The following is a 22,778-nucleotide window of genomic DNA, read 5'->3' as shown; positions in this document are numbered from 1 at the left end:
CTCCTTCCCTTACGCTCGTTTGAATTGTTGTAAGAAACGTACATCATTTGTATAGAAATGACGAATGTCATCTACGCCGTATTTCAACATTGCGATACGCTCTGCGCCCATACCGAATGCGAAACCTTGATATTCTTTTGAATCATAACCAGCCATTTCAAGTACGTTCGGGTGAACCATACCTGCGCCTAAAATTTCAATCCAGCCAGTTCCTTTACAAGTGCCGCAACCTTTACCGTGACACATCATACAAGAAATATCCATCTCTACAGATGGCTCTGTGAATGGGAAGAAACTTGGACGAAGACGGATTTCACGATCTTCACCGAACATCTTTTTCACGAATACTTGCAGTGTACCTTTTAAGTCACTCATACGAATGTTTTTATCAATTACAAGACCTTCAATTTGCATGAACTGATGTGAATGCGTCGCATCATCATCATCGCGGCGATACACTTTACCAGGACAGATAATTTTGATTGGGCCTTTTTCTTTATTATTTTCCATCGTACGTGCTTGCACAGAAGATGTATGTGTACGTAGTAACGTTTCTTCTGTAATGTAGAATGTATCTTGCATGTCACGTGCTGGGTGATCTTTCGGTAAGTTTAGTGCTTCGAAGTTGTAGTAGTCTTTTTCTACTTCTGTTCCTTCAGCTACTTCATAACCCATACCGATGAATACATCTTCAATTTGTTCAACAACAGCTGTTAACGGATGGTGACAACCTGTTTCAACAGGACGACCTGGTAGTGTAACATCAATTGTTTCCGTAGCTAATTTCGCTTCAATTACTGCTTTTTCTAAGTTACCAATTTTGTCTTCTAGACGCGTTTGAATTGCTTCACGTACTTCATTTACTAATGCTCCCATACGCGGACGCTCTTCTGCTGATAATTTTCCCATGCCGCGTAATACTTCTGTAATTGGACCTTTTTTTCCTAAATACGCTACGCGTACGTCGTTTAAGCCCTTTAGCTCTTTCGCTTCTTCAATAAGCTCTAACGCTTTTTGCTTTAGCTCTTTTAAACGTGCTTCCATTTTGGAACCCTCCTAATTTTAAAAATAAAAAAACCTCGCTCCCAAAAAGGGACGAGGTAAATTCGCGGTACCACCCTAAATTGACAGAACAAGTCTGCCCACTCATTAGTTATAACGATCAATTCTGACCGGAACGCCTTTACATATATATGGTCCTGGCGTCAACTCCAGAGGTGAATTCACTTCCGTCTACCATAAGAATGCTTTCAGTCTAAGGCATTCTCTCCCTATATGGCGATTTTGTAAGTTACTCTTCTCTATCAACGTTTTTCGTTATTTAACTTTTAATATAATATACTTCAACTTATTATAAGAAGTTTTTTATTTGTTCGCAACTGGGCTTTGCAAATAATACGTTAAAATCCCTGCTGCAACCGCAACATTTAATGATTCTGCCCCACCGTAAATCGGAATATACAAGTTTTGATCCGTTTTTGCAAGAATTTCTTGGCTTACGCCGCTTCCTTCATTTCCTACAATTAATGCAAAACTACCGGCCGGTGTTACTTCACCATACGGAACTCCATTTTCAAGAGCTGTTCCATATACAGGAACGTTATTTTCTTTTAACTTGTCTACCCATTCTTCTAAGTTCCCTTTTACAATTGGTAAGTGGAAAATAGAACCTTGTGTAGAGCGGAGTACTTTACTATTGTAAACATCAACACAACCTTCTCCAAGCACAACGGCGTGAATACCAGCTGCATCAGCTGTACGAATAATTGTTCCTAAATTACCTGGGTCTTGCAGGCCATCTAATAAAAGGAATTTCCCATCAGTAAGAGCTACTTCTTTCTCATGCTTCTCACAAACAGCAAATACACCTTGTGTCGTTTCTGTTTCACGAAGTACTTTTACAATCGCCTCAGGCACGATATACATTTCCACATCATTAACTGTCCAATCTTTCGGAAGGTCTGTCTGATCTGAAACGATAAGTTCTGTTACAATTCCTGCCTTCAGAGCTTCCTCTACTAAGTGGAATCCTTCTACAAAAAATAAACCTTTTTTATCGCGTTCTTTTTTCGTTTGCAGCTTTTTCCACTGCTTTACACGCGGATTTTGTACTGAATCAATGTTTTTCATAATATGTATTTCCCTCTCTTCTTGTCTTATCATTATAGCCTATTTTTCATACATATTTACATAAAAAAGAACAAAAACTAACGTCAGTTTCAATTCTGAAGAAGAGGTGAAAGCAATGAGTTTTAATTTACGCGGTGCCGTATTAGCGAATGTATCTGGTAATTCACAAGATCAATTACAAGAAACGATTGTCGATGCAATTCAAAGCGGTGAAGAAAAAATGCTTCCAGGTCTTGGCGTTTTATTTGAAGTTATTTGGAAAAACGCTGATGAAAATGAAAAGCACGAAATGTTAGAAACACTAGAGCAAGGATTAAAAAAATAAGCAATTTGAAAATCACCTTCGCATAAGCAAAGGTGATTTTTTTTACGGAAAAATTTTTCTTCTCCTAAACATTTCTACTTTACTAACGAACTATGATGGAGTACAATGTTCAAAATACATTTAAACCGATCGATTTTCTTATAGACACCATTAGATAAAAAGGAGTGAATGTTTTATGCAACGTATTACGCTTGAACAAGTTTTTAAACACCACATTACCCAAAAATATGTGAACCGTTCTGGAATGGTCCACGCGATTGCTGTCGCTTACCATGCGTTTCACTTAGCGAAAAAGCATCATGCCTCAGTCGATGCTGCAACAAAAGCTGGTTTCCTTCATGATATCGGACATCACACATGGTACAGTGAGGGAGAATGGGACTATGACTTGTATAAAAAGAATGATATCCATGCGATTAAAGGAGCAGAAAGAGCTCATAAATTGCTTATTAGATTAGGAGAACATCCGAAACTAGCAAAAGAAATTTCTATCGCGATTCTTCTGCATACAGATTCTTTCTTAGTGGAACAAGAAATTGAAAGAACATCTCTTCAAAACATTATTAAATGGGCAGACGAAGCAGATGAAGAACCAGGCGGAGCTCATCATTATAGAACGATTTCTTATGAAAAAGCACTTAAAGCTATTCAGCAATTAGATCGATTGGTAGAGCGTGAATTGCAAATAGAGCAAGCCAAATTGAATAACAAGGCAGAACATAGTTATCAATGAGAAAGAGGCATCACTACAGGGTGATACCTCTTTTATTATTTTATGGAAAATAAACCTTTATCCCGCATTAACGGGCAGTAAGACCCCCACCTCGAAATTCAGCAAAGACGAGGAAGTTAGGTGGGGAATCAACTGCCCGTAAAAGCCCGATTGGTGAGGGCTGATAATCAGTGGGGGATGAACCTCCCCAATGATTAAAGTTTCACTTTATATGTAATATTTAAATGTTACATTCAAAAACAAATTACTTTATAATTAAATATATAAATATAAAAGAGGTGATTTTACAAATGCAACCCGCTACACAGCTTTCTAATGAACAGAAATACTCTATGTCATGGGGACAATTTATTAGCTCCGTTTTATTCGCTTTTTTCGGAACCGGACTTATTACTGTGTTCCTCGCAATGCCATTAACAATTTATACAGCAGGTCTTACAGATAAAAAACAAGTTGCCCTATATGAATCTATTGCAAATACTGCAAGTACCGTATTACAACTAGCTGTATTGTTATTCTTCATTTTTAAATTCGAACCCGCAAAAAAATTACTACTAAAATCTTTTAACTTTAAAACACTGAAAGAATGGCGCACATACGTATACTTACTTCTTTTCTTCGTTATCAACATCATACTCAATTACATCTTGTTAAATTATGTGTTCCAAGACGCAACAAAGCAGCAATCTTCCGCACTAAGCTTAGACGTCTTTAAGCAATATCAAATATTATTACTTCTCAGCTTTGCAATACTCACACCCATTTTTGAAGAACTTATTTTCCGTGGTTTTATACTTCGCTTCTTCTCAGAACGCTTTCCATTTTGGATTGCAGCCATCGTAACAAGTTTCTTCTTCGGTATCGCTCATACATACTCACTTGGGGTAATGGTAATTACTTTCTTTATGGGATTATTAATGGCCATTTTATGTAAAAAAACAAAGTCCATTATTCCAGCTATGTTATTTCATATTATGAATAACATGTTGGCATTCTTGAGTTGAAAAGAGGTATCATCGCGATACCTCTTTTTACTCTTTTCTCATAACTTCAAACTCTTCTGCGGTTAGCGTTTTTGATAATCCATATCGTTATTACCCATTTCCTTCAATTTATATATATCCATTAATAATATCCAAAATAAACCTTACGTAGTAAAATATAGCTTATTACATAAAAGGAGATTATATATGTTTAGCTTCCTTTGGATTGTTTATATGCCCCTTCTTGTTTTATGCGGATTTTTCGGTGGTATTTTTTTAATTATTACTAGTATTAAACATCGGAAATTATTTATTGGTTTAATGGGGGTACTTAGCTTTTCCTTTGTAACGCTACCTTTTGTTTTTTGGAGCATGGGGGTGAATAGCGAGACAATCCTCCCTATTTCAACTACTTTATATTGGATATTGTTTTCTTTAACTGGATTATCGGCAGGAGTAAGTGGATTACAAGCAAAAATTAAAAGTATACGCAACATAGGATTTATTATTTTTATTGCGGGACTACTGGGGGTTATTTTCTGGGAACTCATGTCTGCAGGTGATTCATTCTACATCTAATTGAATCCTTTTATAGGAAAACAAAAAGCAGGGAAATTAATTCCCTGCTTTTCTATTTGGTTTATTGCCTGATTGTAAGAAGAACGATAACACCCAAGCAATACCTGCTAGTATCGTTGCAATTAAGAAGGCATCGTTAATACCGTTAATTGCAGATAGCTTTGAAATTTGTCCATATAATAGTTGTGTGCTCATCGCATCTCCTGCTTGAGCTGATCCAGCTAAAGCAGCTAAGCTTTGACCCATGCCGTGTACTTTATCAACTAATATTGGGTTTGAAGTTGTTAACATGTTGCCGTAATCTGCTACGTGAGCAGTTGTTTGTTGCGTCATAAGTGTGATTAAAATCGCTGTTCCGATTGAACCAGCTACTTGTCTTGACGTATTTTGCGTTGCTGTACCGTGAGAAATTAATTTCATCGGCAGTGCGTTCATACCAGCTGTCATAATTGGCATCATAATGAATGACATACCAATTGAACGTATAATATAATCCGTCATAATAACACTATACGGTGTATCCATCGATAATTTTGTAAATTCATATGTCGCATAGGTCGTAATTGCCAATCCAATTATCGCTAATGGACGAATGCCATATTTATCGAATAATTTACCCGCTACTGGTCCCATGATCCCCATAATTAATGATCCTGGAAGAAGTAGTAAACCTGATTCAATTGGCGTAAAGCCGCGAATATTTTGCAGATATACTGGAAGTAATAACATACCTCCGAATAATGCCATCGTAACGATTGCATTAATTACTAAAGTAAAAGTAAATACTGGGTATTTAAACACTTGTAAATCAAGCATTTTATTGTCCGTTGTTAACTCTCTCCAAATAAATAATGCTAAACCAATTACACCAATGATAAGTGAAATAACAACTTCTGCACTAGTCCAACTATTATTTCCAGCCTCACTAAATCCGTACAGTAAGCTACCTAGTCCAATACTTGAACTAATTACACCAAATACATCTAATTTCGTTTTAGACACTGGCTGAGCGAGTGTAAAGAATTTTAAAGATAGGAACGTAATAATTAAACCGATAATAAACATCGCATAGAACATTAAATTCCAGCTATAGTTTTCAATAACCCAGCCTGTTACAGTTGGTCCAATAGCTGGCGCTAAAATCATTGCAACACCTAGTAATCCCATCGCTGCTCCGCGCTTATGAGGCGGGAATAACGTCATAAAGATGTTCATACCAACTGGCATTAAAATACCTGCACCGACCGCTTGAATAATACGACCTGTCATCATCATTGTAAAGTTTCCTGATATAGCACAAATGATAGACCCTACAGTGAAGAATAACATTGCTGCTACAAATAATTTACGATACGTAAATCGTGAAACTAAAAAGGCACTAATCGGTACTAAAATACCATTTACAAGCATAAATCCTGTAATTAACCATTGCGCCGTTGAAGTTGATACGTTAAATTCATTCATTAACGGAGGCAATGCAACGTTAATGATTGTTTGGTTTAAAATAGAAACGAACATGCCGAGAATTAATACTGTTACAACTGCTTTTACATTCACATTCTCTATAGGCATAGACGTTTGTTTTTTCGGCATTTCTTTTTCTTGTTTTACTTCTTCTTGCTTGCCTGTTTCTAATTCAACTACATTAGAAATTTCTACTTCTTGCTTTTGTTCATTTTCTTTTTCTTCTGCTTCTAGCTTACTTACTTCTATTTTACTTACGGCTGGGACTTGTTCTTCTCCCACGTTCGTTTTTTTCTTTCGTAAAAGACGATTTACAAGGAAGAAGACGATTATACAAAATAGTGCATATCCTACAATTGTAATTGAGGACATCTCATCTCCCCCTTACTTATGAATACGAACTGACACATTCATTCCAGGAACAATATTTACTGATTTACTATGATCTAAAGAAATTTTAACTGGTACAACTTGCTTTACTTTCGTATAGTTCGCTGTTGCATTACTTGATGGTAACATTGAGAATGTATTTGCTGTTGTTAATCCAACTTGTTCTACTTTCCCTGTTAACGTTGTATCTGGGTATGCATCTACATATACATCTACTGTTTGACCTTTTTGAACATCATCAATCACTGTTTCTTCAATGTTTGCTGTTACCCATAAATTGTTCATATCGAATGCGTAAGCAATCGGGCTACCAGCTCCAACGAAAGCATTTGTTGTTGCGTTTGATTGTACAACCGTTGCATTTTGTGGAATTGTTACATCTACTGTTTGTTCTCCATTAGCTGCCGCTACAGTAACAGCACCTAATTTATCGTTCTCATTATAATTTTTTCCTACTTCAGCTTTCCAGTCAGTTAGTTTACCTGCTACTGGCGAAGCAACCGGAATTACCTTTCCATCAATCTTTGCATTGTCTGTTTTCAAGTAATTTTCCGTTTGGTTGTAATAGTAATAACCGCCAATACCGCCGCCAACTAGTACAATTAATGTGATAATGTTGATAATTACCATTCTTCGAAACTGATTCATTGCATTCCTCTCCTTATATCGCATATAATTTTTTTCTAAACTATTTATGTCCTTATTGTTTAGATTGTTTAATTGTTAATTATATTAACCTTTTAACAAAAAAATCACACCATCTGCAGCGTAAATCGAAACTTATCTACCTGCGAGCGGTGCTGATTTCTGAAGGACTATCGTTTATAATTATAAATAATTATTTTGAATCTACAACCGACAATTTACGCATGAAATGTTGCTTAAACAACAATATAATACCAATATGTTGTTTAAGTATAGAAAATTAAACGAGGAGAAGTAAAATGTCTATTAAAAATACAAATGATCCACGTGTAAAGCGAACGAGACAACTCATTCAGGATGCTTTTGTCGCTTTAGTAGGCGAAAAAGGCTTTGAAAATGTAACTGTGCAACATATCGCAGAACGCGCTCCAGTAAATCGTGCTACATTTTATAGCCATTACCATGATAAATATGACCTATTAGACAAAAGTATTGAAGAAATGTTAGAGAAGCTAGCAGAAGTAATTAAACCGAAAAATAGAAATAAAGAAGATTTTCAACTTACATTCGATTCACCTCATCCTACATTTTTGGCTTTATTCGAACATATCGCAGAAAACGTGAACTTCTATAACGTTATGCTTGGGGATAAGGCTGCCGGAAACTATTCTTATAAAATGATGAAAACGATACAAGTGCATTTAACATTAAGCTTGTCTATTTCACAACCAGATGACGAAGATCTTATGGTTCCTCGTGATATTTTGATTAGTTATGTGACAGGGGCTCACATCGGAATGATTATGTCATGGTTAAAAAGAGGAATGATATATACCCCGCATTTTATGGCGATGCAATTAACTCGTTTAATTATTTTAGGCGCTCATACTGCAGCGGGATTAGAGCGACCTTTTTAAAACACAAAAAAGCGAAGGAAAATCTCCTTCGCTTTTTCTATTAATTAAATGTAATGTTATGTACAGCATCCTTATCAAGACGTTTAATAACTTCTACAATTAACTTTACTGCATTTTCATAATCATCACGGTGTAACATTGCTGCATGTGAATGGATATAGCGTGTTGCAATTGTAATTGCCATAGAAGGAATACCGTTTACAGCAATGTGAATCGCACCCGCATCAGTTCCCCCGCCGGCTACTGAATCATATTGATACGGGATTTGTAATTCATCAGCAACATCAACTACGAAATCACGTAAACCTGTATGTCCAATAACAGAAGCATCATATAAAATGATTTGTGGTCCATCGCCCATTTTACTTTGCGCTTCTTTTGACGTTACACCCGGTGTATCTCCAGCGATACCAACATCTACTGCGAACGCGATATCTGGTTTAATATAATTCGCAGATGTTTTTGCGCCACGAAGACCAACTTCTTCTTGTACAGTTCCAACGCCGTATACAACGTTTGGATGCTTTTCATCTTTTAATTGTTTTAATACGTCAATTGCAATTGCACAACCGATTCGGTTATCCCATGCTTTTGCGAGCAACATTTTTTCATTTTTCATCACTTGGAATTCAAAATAAGGTACAACTTGATCTCCTGGTCGTACGCCCCACTCCATCGCTTCTTCTTGGCTAGAAGCACCAATATCGATGAACATGTCTTTAATTTCAACTGGCTTTTTACGTGCTTCTGGAGGTAAAATGTGCGGTGGTTTTGAACCAATTACACCTGTTACATCTCCTTTACGCGTTACAATCGTCACGCGCTGTGCAAGCATAACTTGTGACCACCAGCCACCAACCGTTTGGAAACGAAGGAAACCTTTGTCATCAATTTGCGTAATCATAAAGCCAACTTCATCTAAATGACCTGCAACCATAATTTTTGGGCCGTTTTCTTCCCCTACTTTTTTCGCAACTAAACTTCCTAAATTATCAGTAGAAAGTTCGTCCGCAAACGGCTCAATATATTTCTTCATTACTTCACGTGGCTCACGTTCATTACCAGCAATACCACGTGCATCCGTTAATTCTTTTAGCATTGTCAATGTCGCGTCTAATTTTGTCATTGCCAACACCCTCCTTTTTCTTCAGTCAATTCATTATACAATAATTAAATTGAAATATTCAAAAATTAAATTAGTATCCTTGTGTTTGACGCTGATGATTAACTTCATTTTTATCTAAATACGCTTTTTCAATCTCTTCTTGCTCAAATTCAAGTGCTTGTCCAAGTCGAAGATAGCTCGTAAATAATTCAATATAGTTTGTAATAGATGGTTGATCTGTAAAACGAATTACTTTCGCATATGTGTCTAAGAAAATTTCCACTTGTGTTTTATTCGTTTGTGCACATTTATAGAATAGGAAGTTTTTATCAATACCTAAATCAATTCCGATTGATAAAATAAAATGCAAACCATCTACGTATTCTTCTAATATTACTTCACGTTCCGAAGCTGGTTTGTTGCTCCAATATTTAAAACAACGTGTTTCATTTGCAAGTTCTCCAATTTCTACAAGAAGAGCTAACATTTTTTCTTTTAACAATTTTTTCGGTTGTAAGTCATGTTCTTTTGCAATACGGTCATCTAATTCTTTTTGTAATTTAAATAGTTGTAGTAAGTCCATTCTATTGTCCTCCTCCAACATCGCATGTTACGCAACAATGTTGTTTCATCTCAAAGTTCATTATTATGTTTCAGTTCTTATGAATAAGTCAGCTATCTACCTCTTTATAAAATAGCTTGTCCTTAATTTGCAAATACGTTTCAGTCATCACTCTTAAATTGTTCATCTGATGAAAGTTCCATATCATCTTTCCATTATAGCAGTGTCGTTTCGGCTAGGAAAGATACTCTTCTTTCCAAACGTGCATAATTAAAAAAAGCCAGGAGGATTCTCCTGACTTCATATATATATTCTTCTATATCACTATAGTTTTTATGTTGATTTTGTCATATCGATAACAACACATCCGTTAGTCTTTAGAACTTCAAACTTCTCTCTGAATACAAACAAAAAACCTTAGAAGAAAATTCTTCTAAGGTTTCAACTAATTAATTAGTTAATGTTGTTTTTTGCAACTGTTGCTAATTCAGCGAAAGCTTTTTCGTCATGAACAGCTAAGTCAGCAAGCATCTTGCGGTTAACTTCGATGCCAGCATTTTTTAAACCGTGCATTAAGCGGCTGTAAGAAAGACCATTCATACGAGCTGCTGCGTTGATACGTGTGATCCATAATTTACGGAAGTCACGTTTCTTTTGACGACGGTCACGGAATGCATACATTAGAGATTTCATAACCTGTTGGTTAGCAACCTTGAATAATGTATTTTTTGAACCGTAGTAACCTTTTGCTAATTTTATAACTTTTTTACGACGTTGACGAGTAACTGTACCACCTTTTACTCTTGGCATAATATTACCTCCTAATTGTTCTATATATCAGCCGAACTTATTTTAAGTTGTCAAGCATTTGACGAATGCGTTTGAAGTCACCAGCGCTTACTACACCAGCTTTACGTAGTTTACGTTTAGCTTTTGTAGATTTGTTAGCGAATAAATGGCTTGTGTAAGCGTGAGAACGTTTCAGTTTACCTGATCCAGTCTTTTTGAAACGCTTTGCAGCGCCGCGATGAGTTTTTTGTTTAGGCATAGGTATTTCCTCCTCTATCTATTACTTATCGTTTTTCGGTGCTAAAACTAAGAACATACTGCGTCCTTCCATTTTAGGCTTAGATTCAACTGTACTAACTTCAGCACAAGCTTCTGAGAAGCGATCTAAAACACGTTGACCGATTTCTTTATGAGTAATGGCACGTCCTTTAAAGCGAATTGACGCTTTAACCTTGTCGCCTTTCTCTAAAAACTTGATAGCATTACGAAGTTTTGTGTTAAAGTCGTGTTCATCAATTGTTGGACTTAAACGAACTTCTTTCATGCTAATTACTTTTTGATTTTTGCGCTGCTCTTTTTCTTTCTTCTGTTGCTCAAAGCGGAATTTACCGTAGTCCATAATGCGGCATACTGGCGGTTTCGCATTTGGAGCAACTAATACTAAATCAAGATTAAGATTTGCAGCTAAGTCTAAAGCGTCATTACGAGACTTGATTCCAAGTTGATCGCCATTTGCGCCAACTAAACGTACTTCACGTGCACGAATTTGCTCGTTAATCATCATATCCTTGCTAATAGTAAGCCACCTCCAAGGTTTTCTCAGAACATATTTTGTAGTCATAGAACCCGACAAAAAAAAGTGCGGGCATACGACACCCACACTTGTAAAATCTTAAGTAAGAAATACATTTACCTGCTAACTGCGAATGCGTCCATCAGGTGAGAAGCGGGTGCTTCTACTTGTTCCACAAAACAATATTCTATTATCCTTGATGAGTTTATCATAGGACATGACGTCTGTCAAGAAGACGCGATGTGTTTTACTAACAACAAGAAATATTGTAACAAACAACTAACATACTTGCAATACTTTTTTATGATAAGTGTTACATGGTTATTTTTTCTAATTCTCCTCAAGTATATTACATAAAAAAGCCGCGGTATACCGCGGCTTTTTCTTATCGTTTTCCTTCTACTTTAATCATGTCAACAAAAGCATCTAATGCGATTGTTTCTGATTTTTGTTCACCATATTTACGTACGTTTACGCCGTTTTCAGTTACTTCATTGTCACCTACTACAAGCATGTACGGAATTTTTTGCATTTGTGCTTCACGGATTTTGTAACCGATCTTCTCTTCACGAGTGTCTAATTCAACACGGATACCCGCACGACGCAATTCGTCTTGTACTTTCTTCGCATAGTCTAAATGTACTTGCGGAGAAACTGGAATTACTTGTACTTGAACTGGAGCTAACCAAGTTGGGAATGCACCTTTGTATTCTTCAATTAAGAAGGCTACGAAGCGTTCCATAGTTGATACAACACCACGGTGAATTACAACTGGACGATGTTGCTTACCGTCTTCGCCAACATAAGTTAATTCAAAGCGTTCTGGAAGTAAGAAGTCTAATTGTACAGTTGAAAGTGTTTCGTCTTTTCCAAGAGCAGTACGGACTTGAACATCAAGTTTTGGACCGTAGAATGCCGCTTCACCTTCAGCTTCATAGTAATCAAGACCCATTTCATCCATAGCTTCTTTTAACATACCTTGTGCTTTTTCCCACATCTCATCATCCGCATAATACTTTTTAGTATCTGCTGGGTCGCGATAAGATAGACGGAATGAGTAGTTCTCTAAACCGAAATCTTTGTACACTTCTAGCGTTAAGTTTACAACACGTTTTAACTCTTCTTTAATTTGATCTGGACGAACGAAAATGTGCGCATCGTTTAAAGTCATTCCGCGTACACGTTGTAATCCAGATAACGCACCTGACATTTCATAACGGTGCATTGTTCCAAGTTCCGCAATACGGATTGGTAATTCACGGTAGCTGTGAATATCATTTTTATAAACCATCATATGGTGAGGACAGTTCATTGGACGAAGAACTAATTCTTCATTATCCATTTCCATTGATGGGAACATGCCATCACGGTAGTGATTCCAGTGACCAGAAGTTTCATATAACTCTCTACTTCCTAATACTGGAGTGTATACGTGATCATAGCCTAAGCTTGCTTCTTTATCAACGATGTAACGCTCGATAATACGACGAATTGTTGCACCCTTTGGTAACCAAAGTGGTAAACCTTGTCCTACTTTTTGGCTATTAGTAAATAGTTTTAATTCTTTACCTAATTTACGGTGATCGCGCTCTTTCGCTTCTTCAAGCATACGTAAGTGCTCATCTAATTCTGCTTTCTTAACGAATGCAGTACCGTAAATACGTTGTAACATTTTATTATTGCTATCGCCGCGCCAGTAAGCACCTGCAACGCTTAATAATTTAAACACTTTAATTTTCCCTGTAGATGGAAGGTGAACACCACGGCAAAGGTCGAAGAATTCGCCTTGCTCATAGATTGAAATAACTGCATCCTCTGGAAGATCGTTAATTAAATCTAATTTTAACTCATCACCAATTTCTTCAAAGCGACGAAGTGCTTCTGCACGTGGTACTTCGTGACGAACGATTTCTAAGTTCTCGTTCACGATTTTTTGCATTTCTTTTTCGATTTTCTTGAAGTCTTCAACTGTAATTGCTTCTTCCATATCAATATCGTAGTAGAAGCCATTTTCGATTACTGGACCAATACCAAGTTCAAGCTTAACATCTTTATATAAACGTTTTAACGCTTGTGCTAATAGGTGGGCTGTTGAATGGCGTAAAATGTATAAGCCATCTTCAGAATCTAATGTAATAATAGAAACTGCTCCATCTTCTTCGATTGGTGTAACAAGATCAATCATCTCATCGTTTAATTTTCCAGCCACAGCTTTTTTCTTTAAGCCTGGGCTAATAGAAGCTGCGATTTCTTCAGTTGTTACGCCTTTTGGAAACTCCTTCACAGCTCCATCAGGGAAAGTAATTTTAACTACATCTGCCATCACTGGTCACTCCTCTTTTTCTCAAAATAAAAAACACTCATCCCGTAAAAAGGGACGAGTGTTGAATTCGTGGTTCCACCCTTGTTCCAATTAACATAATCGTTAATTGCTCAAGTTCAACATAACGGTGTTGTCCGTTAGCAATTACTAAAAGAATCGTTCACTGCTAAAGTTTAGAGGTGGTAAGTAATAATCCCGTAATAGGAAGCTCACACCCTAAGGCTTCCCTCTCTGAAAATCGTAGAAAACTACTCATGTCCTCATCATGACATTTCAATATATTTCATTTATGTAGGTAATTATATGCTCAAAAACTTAGAAAATCAAGGGCGTTACCTTTATTTTTTAAATTTTTCACATTGCGCTCAAAATCATGTAATCCATGTAATTGGACCCGTTCTTGAAACACATTTCGCAAAGTAATAATCATATTATGGTCTTGTTCTTTCGTATATAAATAAATCTTTTTTGGCGAAATAGAAAGAAGCGGCGCAATTACTTTCGTATCAATATATACATCATTTTGTTTTAATAATTCCTCATCTATATATTGGACCAACTTCTCCTGTTTTAAACGTCTACCTTTATCATCATAAAAGATAAAGCTTTCATCAAAAACAAGATGCACACAGGACAATCGTGATTTACGGCTACTCACTTGTTGCCGAAGCGTCTCAATAAACATTTGGTATTCTTGTTCCATCTTATACTCATCAATTGCCACTTCCGCAAGTTTAGCCACCATTTCCCTATATGTACGAAGACGAAAACGGATATATGATGAAAACGAGAATGAGAGTGGATCACAAAGCCAATTATTTAAAGAAGACTTAATATATGACTCAAATGCGTTACGCGTTAAATCCTGAGCTACCCCTTTTCTTCTTCCCTTTAAAATCTCATGTGCCATGTGCAATATTTGATGACACTCTTCTTGTTCTTCATAAAAAAACTTTTCTTTTAAGATCGTATAAATCCACTCATTTTGTTTCACATTCACAATAAAATACACCATTACCGGCAATAAGATCTTTTCAATATAATTCGATTCACGTACTGGTATGTGAATCACCACTTTTTGTTCCTGTAAATACACACTCGTTTCCTTATATAATACTTCCGCTCTTTTCAGCAATTGTCTATATACGTGCATAGCATCATTTTTTTCTTCGAAGCAAATTTCAATCACTTTTGTCCCCCCTTTTATCCCTGCTCTAAAGGACTGTATCTATACGTTACAAATCCTATAAGAGTCCTTTCCGCGTGAAGTTCACTCTTAGTAGAATTACATTTCCTATCGTTAGAAAATCCACTCAATATGGCTTGCTAATTTTATATATATTAAGGGAGGGAGAAAAAAATGATACAAGCTACTATGAATTTTTTTATTGTATACTTTACTTATTACTAAAGGGAGGTATCTGAATGTTTGAATATAAATTCGTAAAAGTCGAATTTCATTGGGGGCTCACTCGCTCAAAACTAGCTGAAGACTACCAAGAAATTATTCAAGAACATGCTAGAGATGACTGGAGGTTCGTACAGATTGTTGCCCCTACGATTGGCAGTTCTGGACAACCTGAATATTTCGATCTCATATTTGAAAAGAAAATATCACTATAATACAAAAGAGCAAGCTTCTCAGCTTGCTCTTTTACTTATGACGACGGTTTTTCCCACCAATTGGAATTGGTTTCGCTAAATATTTAATTCGTTCCATAATACGTGCTGCCTTCATTTCTTCAGCCTCACCACGCTGTGTATACGTTAAATGATGTTCCAGTTGTTTAAAATCAAAATTAGACGTAAAGAACGTCGGTAAGTTTTCTAACATACGGAATTGCAAGATTGCACCAAGCACATCGTCACGCACAAAGCTCGACATCGCTTCTGCCCCGATATCATCTAACATTAGAACTTGTACGCGTTTAACCGCATCAATTTTTTCGCCAATCGAATTATCTTGAATCGAACTTTTAATTTCACGTAAAAATTCCGGGAAGTATACGAGCATCGAACTTATTTTCTTTCGAGCAAGCTCGTTCGCAATTGCTCCTAAAAGGTACGTTTTCCCTACACCAAATTTACCGTACAAATATAAACCTTGTGCTTTTTTTCCTGGTTCATATGTACTTAAAAATTCATTCGCTGCACCAATCGCATCGATACGTGCATTTAAATCAGAAGGGTCTAAGTTTTCCATAGTTGCCTGTAAAATATCCGTTGGCATATATACACTTTGAACGAGTTTTTCATATTTCTTTCTCTCGTCATATGCTACTTTTCTAACGCAGCGATCGTATTGAATATCAATCATTTTCCCTTGAATAACAAGCTTTGGCTCATACCCTTTCAGCATATTTTTACATGCACCCAAATCCGGACAATCTACGCAACCTACACTTTGTCCAATATATTCATATAACTTCACAAGACTGCGCTCAATCATAGAAGTCGTTACTTCACCTTTATGTTCGTCTATAAATTCTTTCACACGCGGATGCGCCATTACTTCTGCCTTTAATACTTCATATCTATTTTTAAAGTTTTCATTTTCCATTAATTTTGTAAATGAATTTTGAATATGCTCCATTTTCTCACCTCAAAGAGCGTTCATTCTCTTCTATTAATCACGCTTATATTTTTTTAACACTTCTTCTAATCGTTTTCGTTCATCTTCTAGCGTACTTGCATCTTTTTCTACACTTACATCTTTCTTCGCTGTTTCTTTCTCTTGTTCTTTCGGCTCTTCTTCCTTAAGCCAATCTGGCACCATTTCTTTTCGTACCGTTTTCTTCGCCGTACGGCCTTTTTTCTTCGTCTCAGCCCACTCTTGATATTGACGATTCTCTTCTTTCGCTAACGCCATCGCGTCCGCTACTGTGCCGACCTTTTTACGTGCCCAATGCCCAGCAATCTTCTCAACATACGTTTTCGCAAGTTTCATATCTGAGCGTAGCATAACGTAATAAATAAGTACATTCACAACTCCTGGTGTCAATTTTTGATTAATCATGACATCTTCAACAATTTGCAAGTCCGCTTTCGTTGCCTCTGCACCACCAGAAATCTCTTTCAATAGTTGTTTTGGCGAGATTTCCTCTAGCTGCTTTATTAGCATCTCCTCTTGTGATGAAGGCTCTTTCTCTTTCATCGTACGTGCAGCATGAGGCTGTACTCTTTCACTTAGTACCGGTAATGCTTGACCATTTTCAAATTGATACCAATCGCGCGCTCCTTTTCTAAGCCTTTCCATATCAATTGTTTGCATCTCTGTCACCGCACCAAGAACGATATTTTGCATCGATAACACATCTACACCATACACGTAAGCAAGTGTTATAACGCAGTCTCTTACTTGATCTGTAATCGCCTTTTTAGGAACAAGAGCGGACAATCCATCTACAAATAAAGAGAAATCAAAGAAATCATTCAAAACTTTCGGAGCGTCTCCCTTCTCGTTACTTGGCATAGTTGTCGTTTTTGGAATACGAAGGTCTTCTTGCGCATGCTCAAGCTGTCCTGGATTAAACGAACCAAACACATCATTGAAAGAGCGCGTAACATTTTCATAAGAAGCAAAATCAAATTCTTCTTCTAAGAAATATTGCTTTACTTGATTATATTTTGTCCGACTCAATCGATTGTATAAAAAGATACTTAAAACAATATCATCAAAAAACTGCTTCGGAGATAAAGGTGGTTGCAATTCATATATGAACATTCGAATATCTTTTTCTTTCTTAATATATACCTTCAAAAGCCCAATTGCCTCTAACTTTACTCGTTCCTCATATATTTCAGGAAGTTGCATTTGCATAGTCACCATAAGGGAATGATGTGTATTCTCTTTTCCAAATACACGATCTTGCTCTAGCTCCCCCCATAGTGTCATGTATAAGCTAAAAGCTCTACTACCTATTAACGGCTGATACAACATCGTTAATACTTTTCGGTCGTAATTATGCAGTAGCCCTTTCGCACTTACTTTATAACGATCAATCGGCAATAGCTCCATCCATGATTGTTTTTCCATTCTTGCTTTTCCTTTCTCTCATCCAATCTATCCTCTACTTCATTCGCTCTATCTTCATTATATAAATTCTTAGTGAAAAAGAGCTATTAGCTTACGCTTCTAGCTCTTTTATCCTATTACTTACGGTATGTAAAGAGAATAAAATACAACTTCTACTCTCTTTCTTTTTGCAGTATATCTTTTAATTCTTCAATAAATACATTTAAATCTTTAAATTGACGATATACAGAAGCAAAGCGTACGTAAGCAACATCATCAATATCGCGAAGTTCTTCCATAACAATTTCACCAATCATATCACTTTTCACTTCTGATATACCTAAATTACGCAGTTCACGTTCCACGCTTTGTGTTACTTCTTCTAATTGTCTTAAAGATACTGGTCTTTTTTCACACGCTTTAATTAAACCGCGTAAAATCTTTTCTTTATTAAACTCTTCTCTTGTGCCTTCTTTTTTAACAACGATAAGAGGTGACTCTTCTACCCTTTCAAAGGTCGTAAAGCGACTTAAACAACTTTCACACTCTCTTCTTCTTCGAATAGAGCGCCCCTCGTCTACCGGACGCGAATCTAACACTCTTGTACCATTATGAGAACAGGATGGACAACGCAATTCATTCACTCCTTTACACTATACTCTTTATTTTTCTCTACTCAATTCACCTAAAATATATATACAATATTATATAACTCATTCTAACTCTCTTACCACTTTAAGTTTCAGCGCACCACTTTATCATCTCATACTTAAAAATAAGATGGTATATAGGGCACTACCTCATTTGCAAGAGTCCAATTTATTCAACTAACAAGTACGTTATATTTTCCCTTTTTTATAAACTAAAAAAGAGGTGCATTATACACCTCTTTACATTTTAAATCAATTATGTTCTTTTTTAAAGAGCTTTTGTTTCTCTCTGCTTAATTTCGAAGCTACCAGTGCCTCGAGGAAGCTCGATGCTCTCACGCGTTTTCGCGTTTAAACCTTCTGCAATATATTCTGCAGCAACATTTGGATCAATACGATCCCCACAAGTATAAACATCAATACTTGCGTAACCGTGCTCCGGAAAGCTATGAATTGTTAAATGTGATTCTGAGATAATTACTACTCCACTTACACCTTGTGGTGCAAATTTATGGAAAGCAACCTCACGCACTTCAGCACCAGCTCTTAGTGCTGCATCCACAAATAATTGTTCAATATACGGCATGTCATTAAGCTTGTCGAAATCGCAATCCCAAAGTTCAGCGATCACGTGACGACCCATCGTATCCATAGTATCCATTCTACAGTTCCCCCTTGTAAATTTATTCTAACTGTTCGAATTGAAAACTAATTTGCAATTTGGCTTGCTCCACTACCACGGGGGAAAGTTAGTCCAGAGAGGTCCTAACCCTTTAAGTAGTGACTACGTACCTCAGCTCTTAAGTTTACGAGTGTTAGTATACTTTGTTTATTTTCATTTTGCAACAACAGTTTTTTCGATTTTCTGTCATATTTTCCTCTTTACTTTTCCCTAAAAAAAATAAACGATTCACAAATGCAGTAATCACAACGTTTCGTGGTATGTCCACTTTTTAAAATATACTTATATAATTTTTTTCCTTTTCAGAAAAAAATAAAAAAAGAGGGCAAATATTGCCTTGCCCTCTCCCTCATTCACTTAAATGTGTTGCACATTTTCTTGTTTCGCTAACTCTTCAACAACTAACGTTACAAGATCTACAACACGACGAGAGTAGCCCCACTCGTTATCATACCAAGCAAGTACTTTCACTTTACGATCACCCATTACCATTGTAGATAAACCATCAATAATAGCTGAGTGTGTATTTGTATTAAAGTCGATAGATACTAAAGGCTCTTCGCTGAATTCTACAATACCTTTTAACGCACCGTTTGCAACAGTTTTGAATGCATCGTTAATAGCTTCAACTGTTACATCACGTTTTACGTCTACTACTAAGTCAACAAGAGACACGTTTGGCGTTGGTACACGAAGTGCCATACCATGAAGTTTTCCGTTTAAATGCGGAAGAACTTTTGCTAGCGCTTTCGCAGCACCTGTCGTTGTCGGAATAATTGATTGTCCGCAAGCACGTGCTCTTCTTAAATCTTTATGTGGGTTATCAATATTTTTTTGGTCATTTGTATAAGCGTGAACTGTCGTCATTAAACCGTTTTCAATTCCGAACTGCTCATCTAACACCTTAACAACAGGCGCTAAACAGTTTGTTGTACAAGATGCATTTGAAATAACAGTATGTTTTGTAATATCTAATTGGTCTTCGTTCACACCAACTACAATTGTTACATCTTCATTTTTACCAGGCGCTGTTAAAATAACTTTTTTCGCTCCAGCTTCAACGTGAAGAATTGCTTTTTCTTTCGAATTAAATTTACCAGTTGCTTCAATTACAACTTCAACACCTAAATCTGTCCAAGGCAATTCCTTTGGATCGCGGTTGTTTAAAAGGCGAATCATTTTTCCATCAACTAATAAGTGATCTTCAAATGCTTCTACTGTTCCGTCAAACTTGCCATGAACTGTATCATATTTAATTAAGTGTGCTAACGTTTCAGATGGATAGCTTGCATTGATTGCTACAATTTCGAATGCGCTTTCTTTTATTGCTTGACGAAATACCATTCTCCCAATACGTCCAAATCCATTAATTGCCACACGAGTCATAATATGTTATCCCCCTTGAATGCGTTATACTATTTATCTCCAATCCCAATAATAGTATAACACAAAAAGGGGATATGTCACTAAGCATTTTCATTAATTTCACAATTTTTTAGTCAATAATGTTCCACTTCTTTAAAATTACCTGCAATTGTGTTTTCGTTCCCATAATTGTGCCATCATTATTTATCACTTCATCTGCATTTTTCACTTTTTCTGCTAACGGCATTTGAGATTGAATACGAGCTGTCGCTTCTTCTTCCGAAAAACCATTTCGTTTCATCAAACGTTCTAATTGTGTATCAGGCGTAACTGCTACAACTAAAATGCGGTCAACGAGACTTGTTAATTTGCTTTCAAATAAGAGAGGAATATCTAACACAATCGCTTGCATACCTTCTTTTATGTACATTTCCTTTTGTCTATTCATTTCCTCACGCACTGCAGGATGCACAATTTTATTTAACTGCAATCGTTTTTCTTCATTATAGAAAACGATGCTTCCCAATTTTGGACGATCCAGTTCCCCATCTTGTTGTATCACTTCCGCTCCAAACACTTCTACTATTTTGTTATATGCTGGTTTTCCTTGCTCTACAACTTCTCTTGCAATAATATCTGCATCAATAACTGGTATGCTCAGTTCACGAAACATTTCTGATACCGTACTTTTTCCGCTTGCAATGCCTCCCGTTAATCCAATTACTACTGTCATAATAATCCTCCTCATAATAAAAGGCGCGAAACTAATGTTCCACGCCCATACTTACATTTTCCAAATTCCAATAATGATGAGTAATACTCCAGGCAGGAATGTGAATTTTTGTAACCACTTCATATTTGATAAAACCGTTCCAAGTTTCATTCCAATAAATAAAAACAAAGAACTCATAACTGCAACTAATATCGCCATCATAGCGGGTGCATACCCTAATAAAGATGCACCAATTCCGGCACCAAATGAATCTACAGAAAGAGCTATACCAAGAAGTAATGCTTCTCCTGCAGAAATGGTGCCTGATTTATCAAAATCTGCAACAGTCGGTTTCCGTAAAATTTGAATCACTAGCCCTAGCGAGGCAATCTCTAATTTCCAGACCTTCTCCTCTTGCTTCGATTCTTCTTTTTTCTCACTTCGAAAAAATTGATATAATACCCAAATCCCTATTCCAATAAGAACAAGCCCACCGATACGCGTTGCGATAACAGGTGAAAATACTTTCGCGATCATATGTCCAATTCCCATTGAAACAAGCATAACAGCCGCTGAACACATTCCGATAATTATAATTGATCTTAGTGGAATTCTTACGCTTCTTAAACCATATGTTAGCCCTACACTACAGCTATCTAAGCTTAATGTAAAAGCTAATAAAATAAGAGATAAATAAAGGTACATCGGTAAGCTCCTCCCTTATACATAGCTCTGCTGTATGTATATGACAAATGCCTATCCGATGTTATCTCTTTTCTATATTCTTGGCTGACAAATTGGGCAGTAATGCGTTCCTCTTCCGCCAACAACTGTTTTTTCTAATATCGTACCGCAAGTTACACACGGTTCTCCTTTTTTTCCGTATACATTTAGGAGTTCTTGGAACGAACCAATTTGCCCTTGTGAGTTGATATACGTCCGAATTGTACTTCCGCCACGTTTTACTGCTTCGCCTAGCGTTGTAACGGTAGCCTCATAAATCCGCTCAATTTCTTCTACTGTTAAAGACGAAGCTTCTCGTTCCGGATGAATTCGAGAACGGAATAAGACTTCATCAACATATATATTTCCAAGCCCTACTAAAAGACGCTGGTCCAATAGCACAACTTTTATTTTACGATTTGTCTTTTTCAATCTTTCTTGTAAATACTGCGGTGTCAATTCAGCATCAAACGGCTCCGGACCTAAGTCAGCAAGAGGCATTTGGTTCATCTCTTCACCTTTCTTAAAGAGATGCATCGTACCAAACTTTCTCACATCTTTATAATGTAATTCAGTTCCATCTGTAAATAAGAAACGGACGTGCGTATGTTTATCAATCGGCTCATCCTCTTGATGTAGTAAAAACTTACCTTCCATACGCAAATGTGAAACAATAACATAATTTGTTACATATAGAAGCAAAAACTTTCCTCTTCGCTTTATATTTTCAATCTTCTCGCCTTTTAGCATTTCTTTAAAGATTTCTGCATCATCTGGTCGTTTCACTATTTTTGGATAAGTAACAATGACATCTTCAATCGTTTTTCCTGTTACAAGATTTTCAAGTGTCCGTCTGACGTTTTCAACCTCTGGTAATTCAGGCATTTCATCAC

General features: G+C 36.5%; 25 protein-coding genes and 3 other annotated features. Of the genes, 6 read left to right on the top strand and 19 right to left on the bottom strand.

What is annotated here, in order from left to right; all coding sequences use genetic code 11:
- Positions 1-9 precede the first annotated feature (9 nt).
- Both pheS and RT27_RS04800 read right to left on the bottom strand, forming a co-directional pair.
- The gene (pheS, locus tag RT27_RS04805) at positions 10-1,044 is read right to left on the bottom strand and encodes a phenylalanine--tRNA ligase subunit alpha (RefSeq protein ID WP_000388220.1); all 1,035 of its coding nucleotides are present in this window, start codon (positions 1,042-1,044) and stop codon (positions 10-12) included.
- A 44-nt stretch (positions 1,045-1,088) separates the two neighbouring features.
- Positions 1,089-1,317 (bottom strand) — a binding site (T-box leader).
- Between the two features lie 48 nt (positions 1,318-1,365).
- Positions 1,366-2,163, bottom strand: a complete 798-nt coding sequence (locus RT27_RS04800; protein WP_043935412.1) for an RNA methyltransferase — start codon at positions 2,161-2,163, stop codon at positions 1,366-1,368.
- An 82-nt stretch (positions 2,164-2,245) separates the two neighbouring features.
- Between RT27_RS04800 and sspI the strand changes: the two genes are divergently transcribed.
- The 4 genes from sspI to RT27_RS04780 all read left to right on the top strand — a co-directional run bounded on the left by sspI (position 2,246) and on the right by RT27_RS04780 (position 4,750).
- Positions 2,246-2,455, top strand: a complete 210-nt coding sequence (gene sspI, locus RT27_RS04795) for a small acid-soluble spore protein SspI (protein ID WP_000009509.1) — start codon at positions 2,246-2,248, stop codon at positions 2,453-2,455.
- A gap of 175 nt (positions 2,456-2,630) precedes the next feature.
- Positions 2,631-3,188 carry an HD domain-containing protein gene (locus tag RT27_RS04790; protein ID WP_043935411.1) on the top strand — a complete coding sequence of 186 codons (558 nt, stop codon included), beginning with the start codon at positions 2,631-2,633 and terminating at the stop codon, positions 3,186-3,188.
- Between the two features lie 290 nt (positions 3,189-3,478).
- Positions 3,479-4,192 carry a CPBP family intramembrane glutamic endopeptidase gene (locus RT27_RS04785; RefSeq protein WP_029443387.1) on the top strand — a complete coding sequence of 238 codons (714 nt, stop codon included), beginning with the start codon at positions 3,479-3,481 and terminating at the stop codon, positions 4,190-4,192.
- Between the two features lie 186 nt (positions 4,193-4,378).
- The gene (locus RT27_RS04780; RefSeq protein WP_016080110.1) at positions 4,379-4,750 is read left to right on the top strand and encodes a hypothetical protein; all 372 of its coding nucleotides are present in this window, start codon (positions 4,379-4,381) and stop codon (positions 4,748-4,750) included.
- A gap of 36 nt (positions 4,751-4,786) precedes the next feature.
- Here RT27_RS04780 and RT27_RS04775 read toward each other — a convergent pair whose 3' ends face one another.
- Both RT27_RS04775 and RT27_RS04770 read right to left on the bottom strand, forming a co-directional pair.
- Positions 4,787-6,586, bottom strand: coding sequence for a DHA2 family efflux MFS transporter permease subunit (locus RT27_RS04775; RefSeq protein WP_016080109.1), 1,800 nt, complete (start codon positions 6,584-6,586; stop codon positions 4,787-4,789).
- Positions 6,587-6,598: 12 nt separating this feature from the next.
- Complete coding sequence (locus RT27_RS04770) at positions 6,599-7,252, bottom strand: HlyD family efflux transporter periplasmic adaptor subunit (RefSeq protein WP_016080108.1); 654 nt, start codon at positions 7,250-7,252, stop codon at positions 6,599-6,601.
- Positions 7,253-7,548: 296 nt separating this feature from the next.
- Here RT27_RS04770 and RT27_RS04765 point away from each other — a divergent pair, with 296 nt between their 5' ends.
- Positions 7,549-8,166: a TetR/AcrR family transcriptional regulator C-terminal domain-containing protein gene (locus RT27_RS04765; RefSeq protein WP_000023661.1), complete on the top strand. Its 618-nt coding sequence runs from the start codon at positions 7,549-7,551 to the stop codon at positions 8,164-8,166.
- Positions 8,167-8,206: 40 nt separating this feature from the next.
- Here the strand turns inward: RT27_RS04765 and RT27_RS04760 are convergent, their stop codons facing one another.
- The 7 genes from RT27_RS04760 to ytxC all read right to left on the bottom strand — a co-directional run bounded on the left by RT27_RS04760 (position 8,207) and on the right by ytxC (position 14,927).
- A complete protein-coding gene (locus RT27_RS04760) occupies positions 8,207-9,292 on the bottom strand; it encodes a M42 family metallopeptidase (RefSeq protein ID WP_000163554.1) in 1,086 nt (361 codons plus the stop codon).
- A gap of 70 nt (positions 9,293-9,362) precedes the next feature.
- Entirely contained in the window at positions 9,363-9,854 is a 492-nt protein-coding gene (locus tag RT27_RS04755) for a dUTP diphosphatase (protein ID WP_000365050.1), read from the bottom strand.
- Between the two features lie 432 nt (positions 9,855-10,286).
- Positions 10,287-10,643: a 50S ribosomal protein L20 gene (rplT, locus tag RT27_RS04750; protein WP_001138362.1), complete on the bottom strand. Its 357-nt coding sequence runs from the start codon at positions 10,641-10,643 to the stop codon at positions 10,287-10,289.
- A 37-nt stretch (positions 10,644-10,680) separates the two neighbouring features.
- Positions 10,681-10,881, bottom strand: coding sequence for a 50S ribosomal protein L35 (rpmI, locus tag RT27_RS04745; RefSeq protein ID WP_001125945.1), 201 nt, complete (start codon positions 10,879-10,881; stop codon positions 10,681-10,683).
- 21 nt (positions 10,882-10,902) lie between these two features.
- Positions 10,903-11,406 carry a translation initiation factor IF-3 gene (gene infC, locus RT27_RS04740; protein ID WP_000973215.1) on the bottom strand — a complete coding sequence of 168 codons (504 nt, stop codon included), beginning with the start codon at positions 11,404-11,406 and terminating at the stop codon, positions 10,903-10,905.
- A 63-nt stretch (positions 11,407-11,469) separates the two neighbouring features.
- Positions 11,470-11,590: a sequence feature (ribosomal protein L20 leader region), on the bottom strand.
- A 210-nt stretch (positions 11,591-11,800) separates the two neighbouring features.
- Positions 11,801-13,738 (bottom strand): threonine--tRNA ligase, encoded by a 1,938-nt coding sequence (thrS, locus tag RT27_RS04735; RefSeq protein ID WP_000786077.1) that lies wholly within the window; start codon positions 13,736-13,738, stop codon positions 11,801-11,803.
- Between the two features lie 47 nt (positions 13,739-13,785).
- Positions 13,786-14,014: a binding site (T-box leader), on the bottom strand.
- A 31-nt stretch (positions 14,015-14,045) separates the two neighbouring features.
- Positions 14,046-14,927: a putative sporulation protein YtxC gene (ytxC, locus tag RT27_RS04730; protein WP_016080107.1), complete on the bottom strand. Its 882-nt coding sequence runs from the start codon at positions 14,925-14,927 to the stop codon at positions 14,046-14,048.
- Positions 14,928-15,163: 236 nt separating this feature from the next.
- Here ytxC and RT27_RS04725 point away from each other — a divergent pair, with 236 nt between their 5' ends.
- The gene (locus RT27_RS04725; protein ID WP_000464454.1) at positions 15,164-15,361 is read left to right on the top strand and encodes a DUF4177 domain-containing protein; all 198 of its coding nucleotides are present in this window, start codon (positions 15,164-15,166) and stop codon (positions 15,359-15,361) included.
- Positions 15,362-15,392: 31 nt separating this feature from the next.
- Here the strand turns inward: RT27_RS04725 and dnaI are convergent, their stop codons facing one another.
- The 8 genes from dnaI to mutM all read right to left on the bottom strand — a co-directional run bounded on the left by dnaI (position 15,393) and on the right by mutM (position 22,770).
- On the bottom strand, positions 15,393-16,331 hold the full coding sequence (gene dnaI / locus RT27_RS04720) for a primosomal protein DnaI (RefSeq protein WP_016080106.1): 939 nt from the start codon (positions 16,329-16,331) through the stop codon (positions 15,393-15,395).
- A 33-nt stretch (positions 16,332-16,364) separates the two neighbouring features.
- Positions 16,365-17,774: a replication initiation and membrane attachment family protein gene (locus tag RT27_RS04715; protein ID WP_043935409.1), complete on the bottom strand. Its 1,410-nt coding sequence runs from the start codon at positions 17,772-17,774 to the stop codon at positions 16,365-16,367.
- 152 nt (positions 17,775-17,926) lie between these two features.
- Positions 17,927-18,388 carry a transcriptional regulator NrdR gene (nrdR, locus tag RT27_RS04710; protein WP_001203687.1) on the bottom strand — a complete coding sequence of 154 codons (462 nt, stop codon included), beginning with the start codon at positions 18,386-18,388 and terminating at the stop codon, positions 17,927-17,929.
- A gap of 283 nt (positions 18,389-18,671) precedes the next feature.
- Positions 18,672-19,055 carry an adenosylmethionine decarboxylase gene (speD, locus tag RT27_RS04705; protein ID WP_002003660.1) on the bottom strand — a complete coding sequence of 128 codons (384 nt, stop codon included), beginning with the start codon at positions 19,053-19,055 and terminating at the stop codon, positions 18,672-18,674.
- 387 nt (positions 19,056-19,442) lie between these two features.
- A complete protein-coding gene (locus RT27_RS04700; protein WP_000198974.1) occupies positions 19,443-20,471 on the bottom strand; it encodes a glyceraldehyde-3-phosphate dehydrogenase in 1,029 nt (342 codons plus the stop codon).
- Positions 20,472-20,580: 109 nt separating this feature from the next.
- Positions 20,581-21,183 (bottom strand): dephospho-CoA kinase, encoded by a 603-nt coding sequence (coaE, locus tag RT27_RS04695; protein ID WP_029443389.1) that lies wholly within the window; start codon positions 21,181-21,183, stop codon positions 20,581-20,583.
- Between the two features lie 51 nt (positions 21,184-21,234).
- Entirely contained in the window at positions 21,235-21,867 is a 633-nt protein-coding gene (gene ytaF, locus RT27_RS04690; protein WP_029443390.1) for a sporulation membrane protein YtaF, read from the bottom strand.
- A gap of 72 nt (positions 21,868-21,939) precedes the next feature.
- On the bottom strand, positions 21,940-22,770 hold the full coding sequence (mutM, locus tag RT27_RS04685; RefSeq protein ID WP_016080104.1) for a DNA-formamidopyrimidine glycosylase: 831 nt from the start codon (positions 22,768-22,770) through the stop codon (positions 21,940-21,942).
- Positions 22,771-22,778 lie beyond the last annotated feature (8 nt).

The sequence above is a fragment of the Bacillus sp. L_1B0_5 genome, assembly GCF_000836715.1.
GTDB lineage: Bacteria > Bacillota > Bacilli > Bacillales > Bacillaceae_G > Bacillus_A > Bacillus_A thuringiensis_S.
Note: the sequence above shows the minus strand (reverse complement) of the source record. Positions and strands in the feature narration are given on the sequence as shown.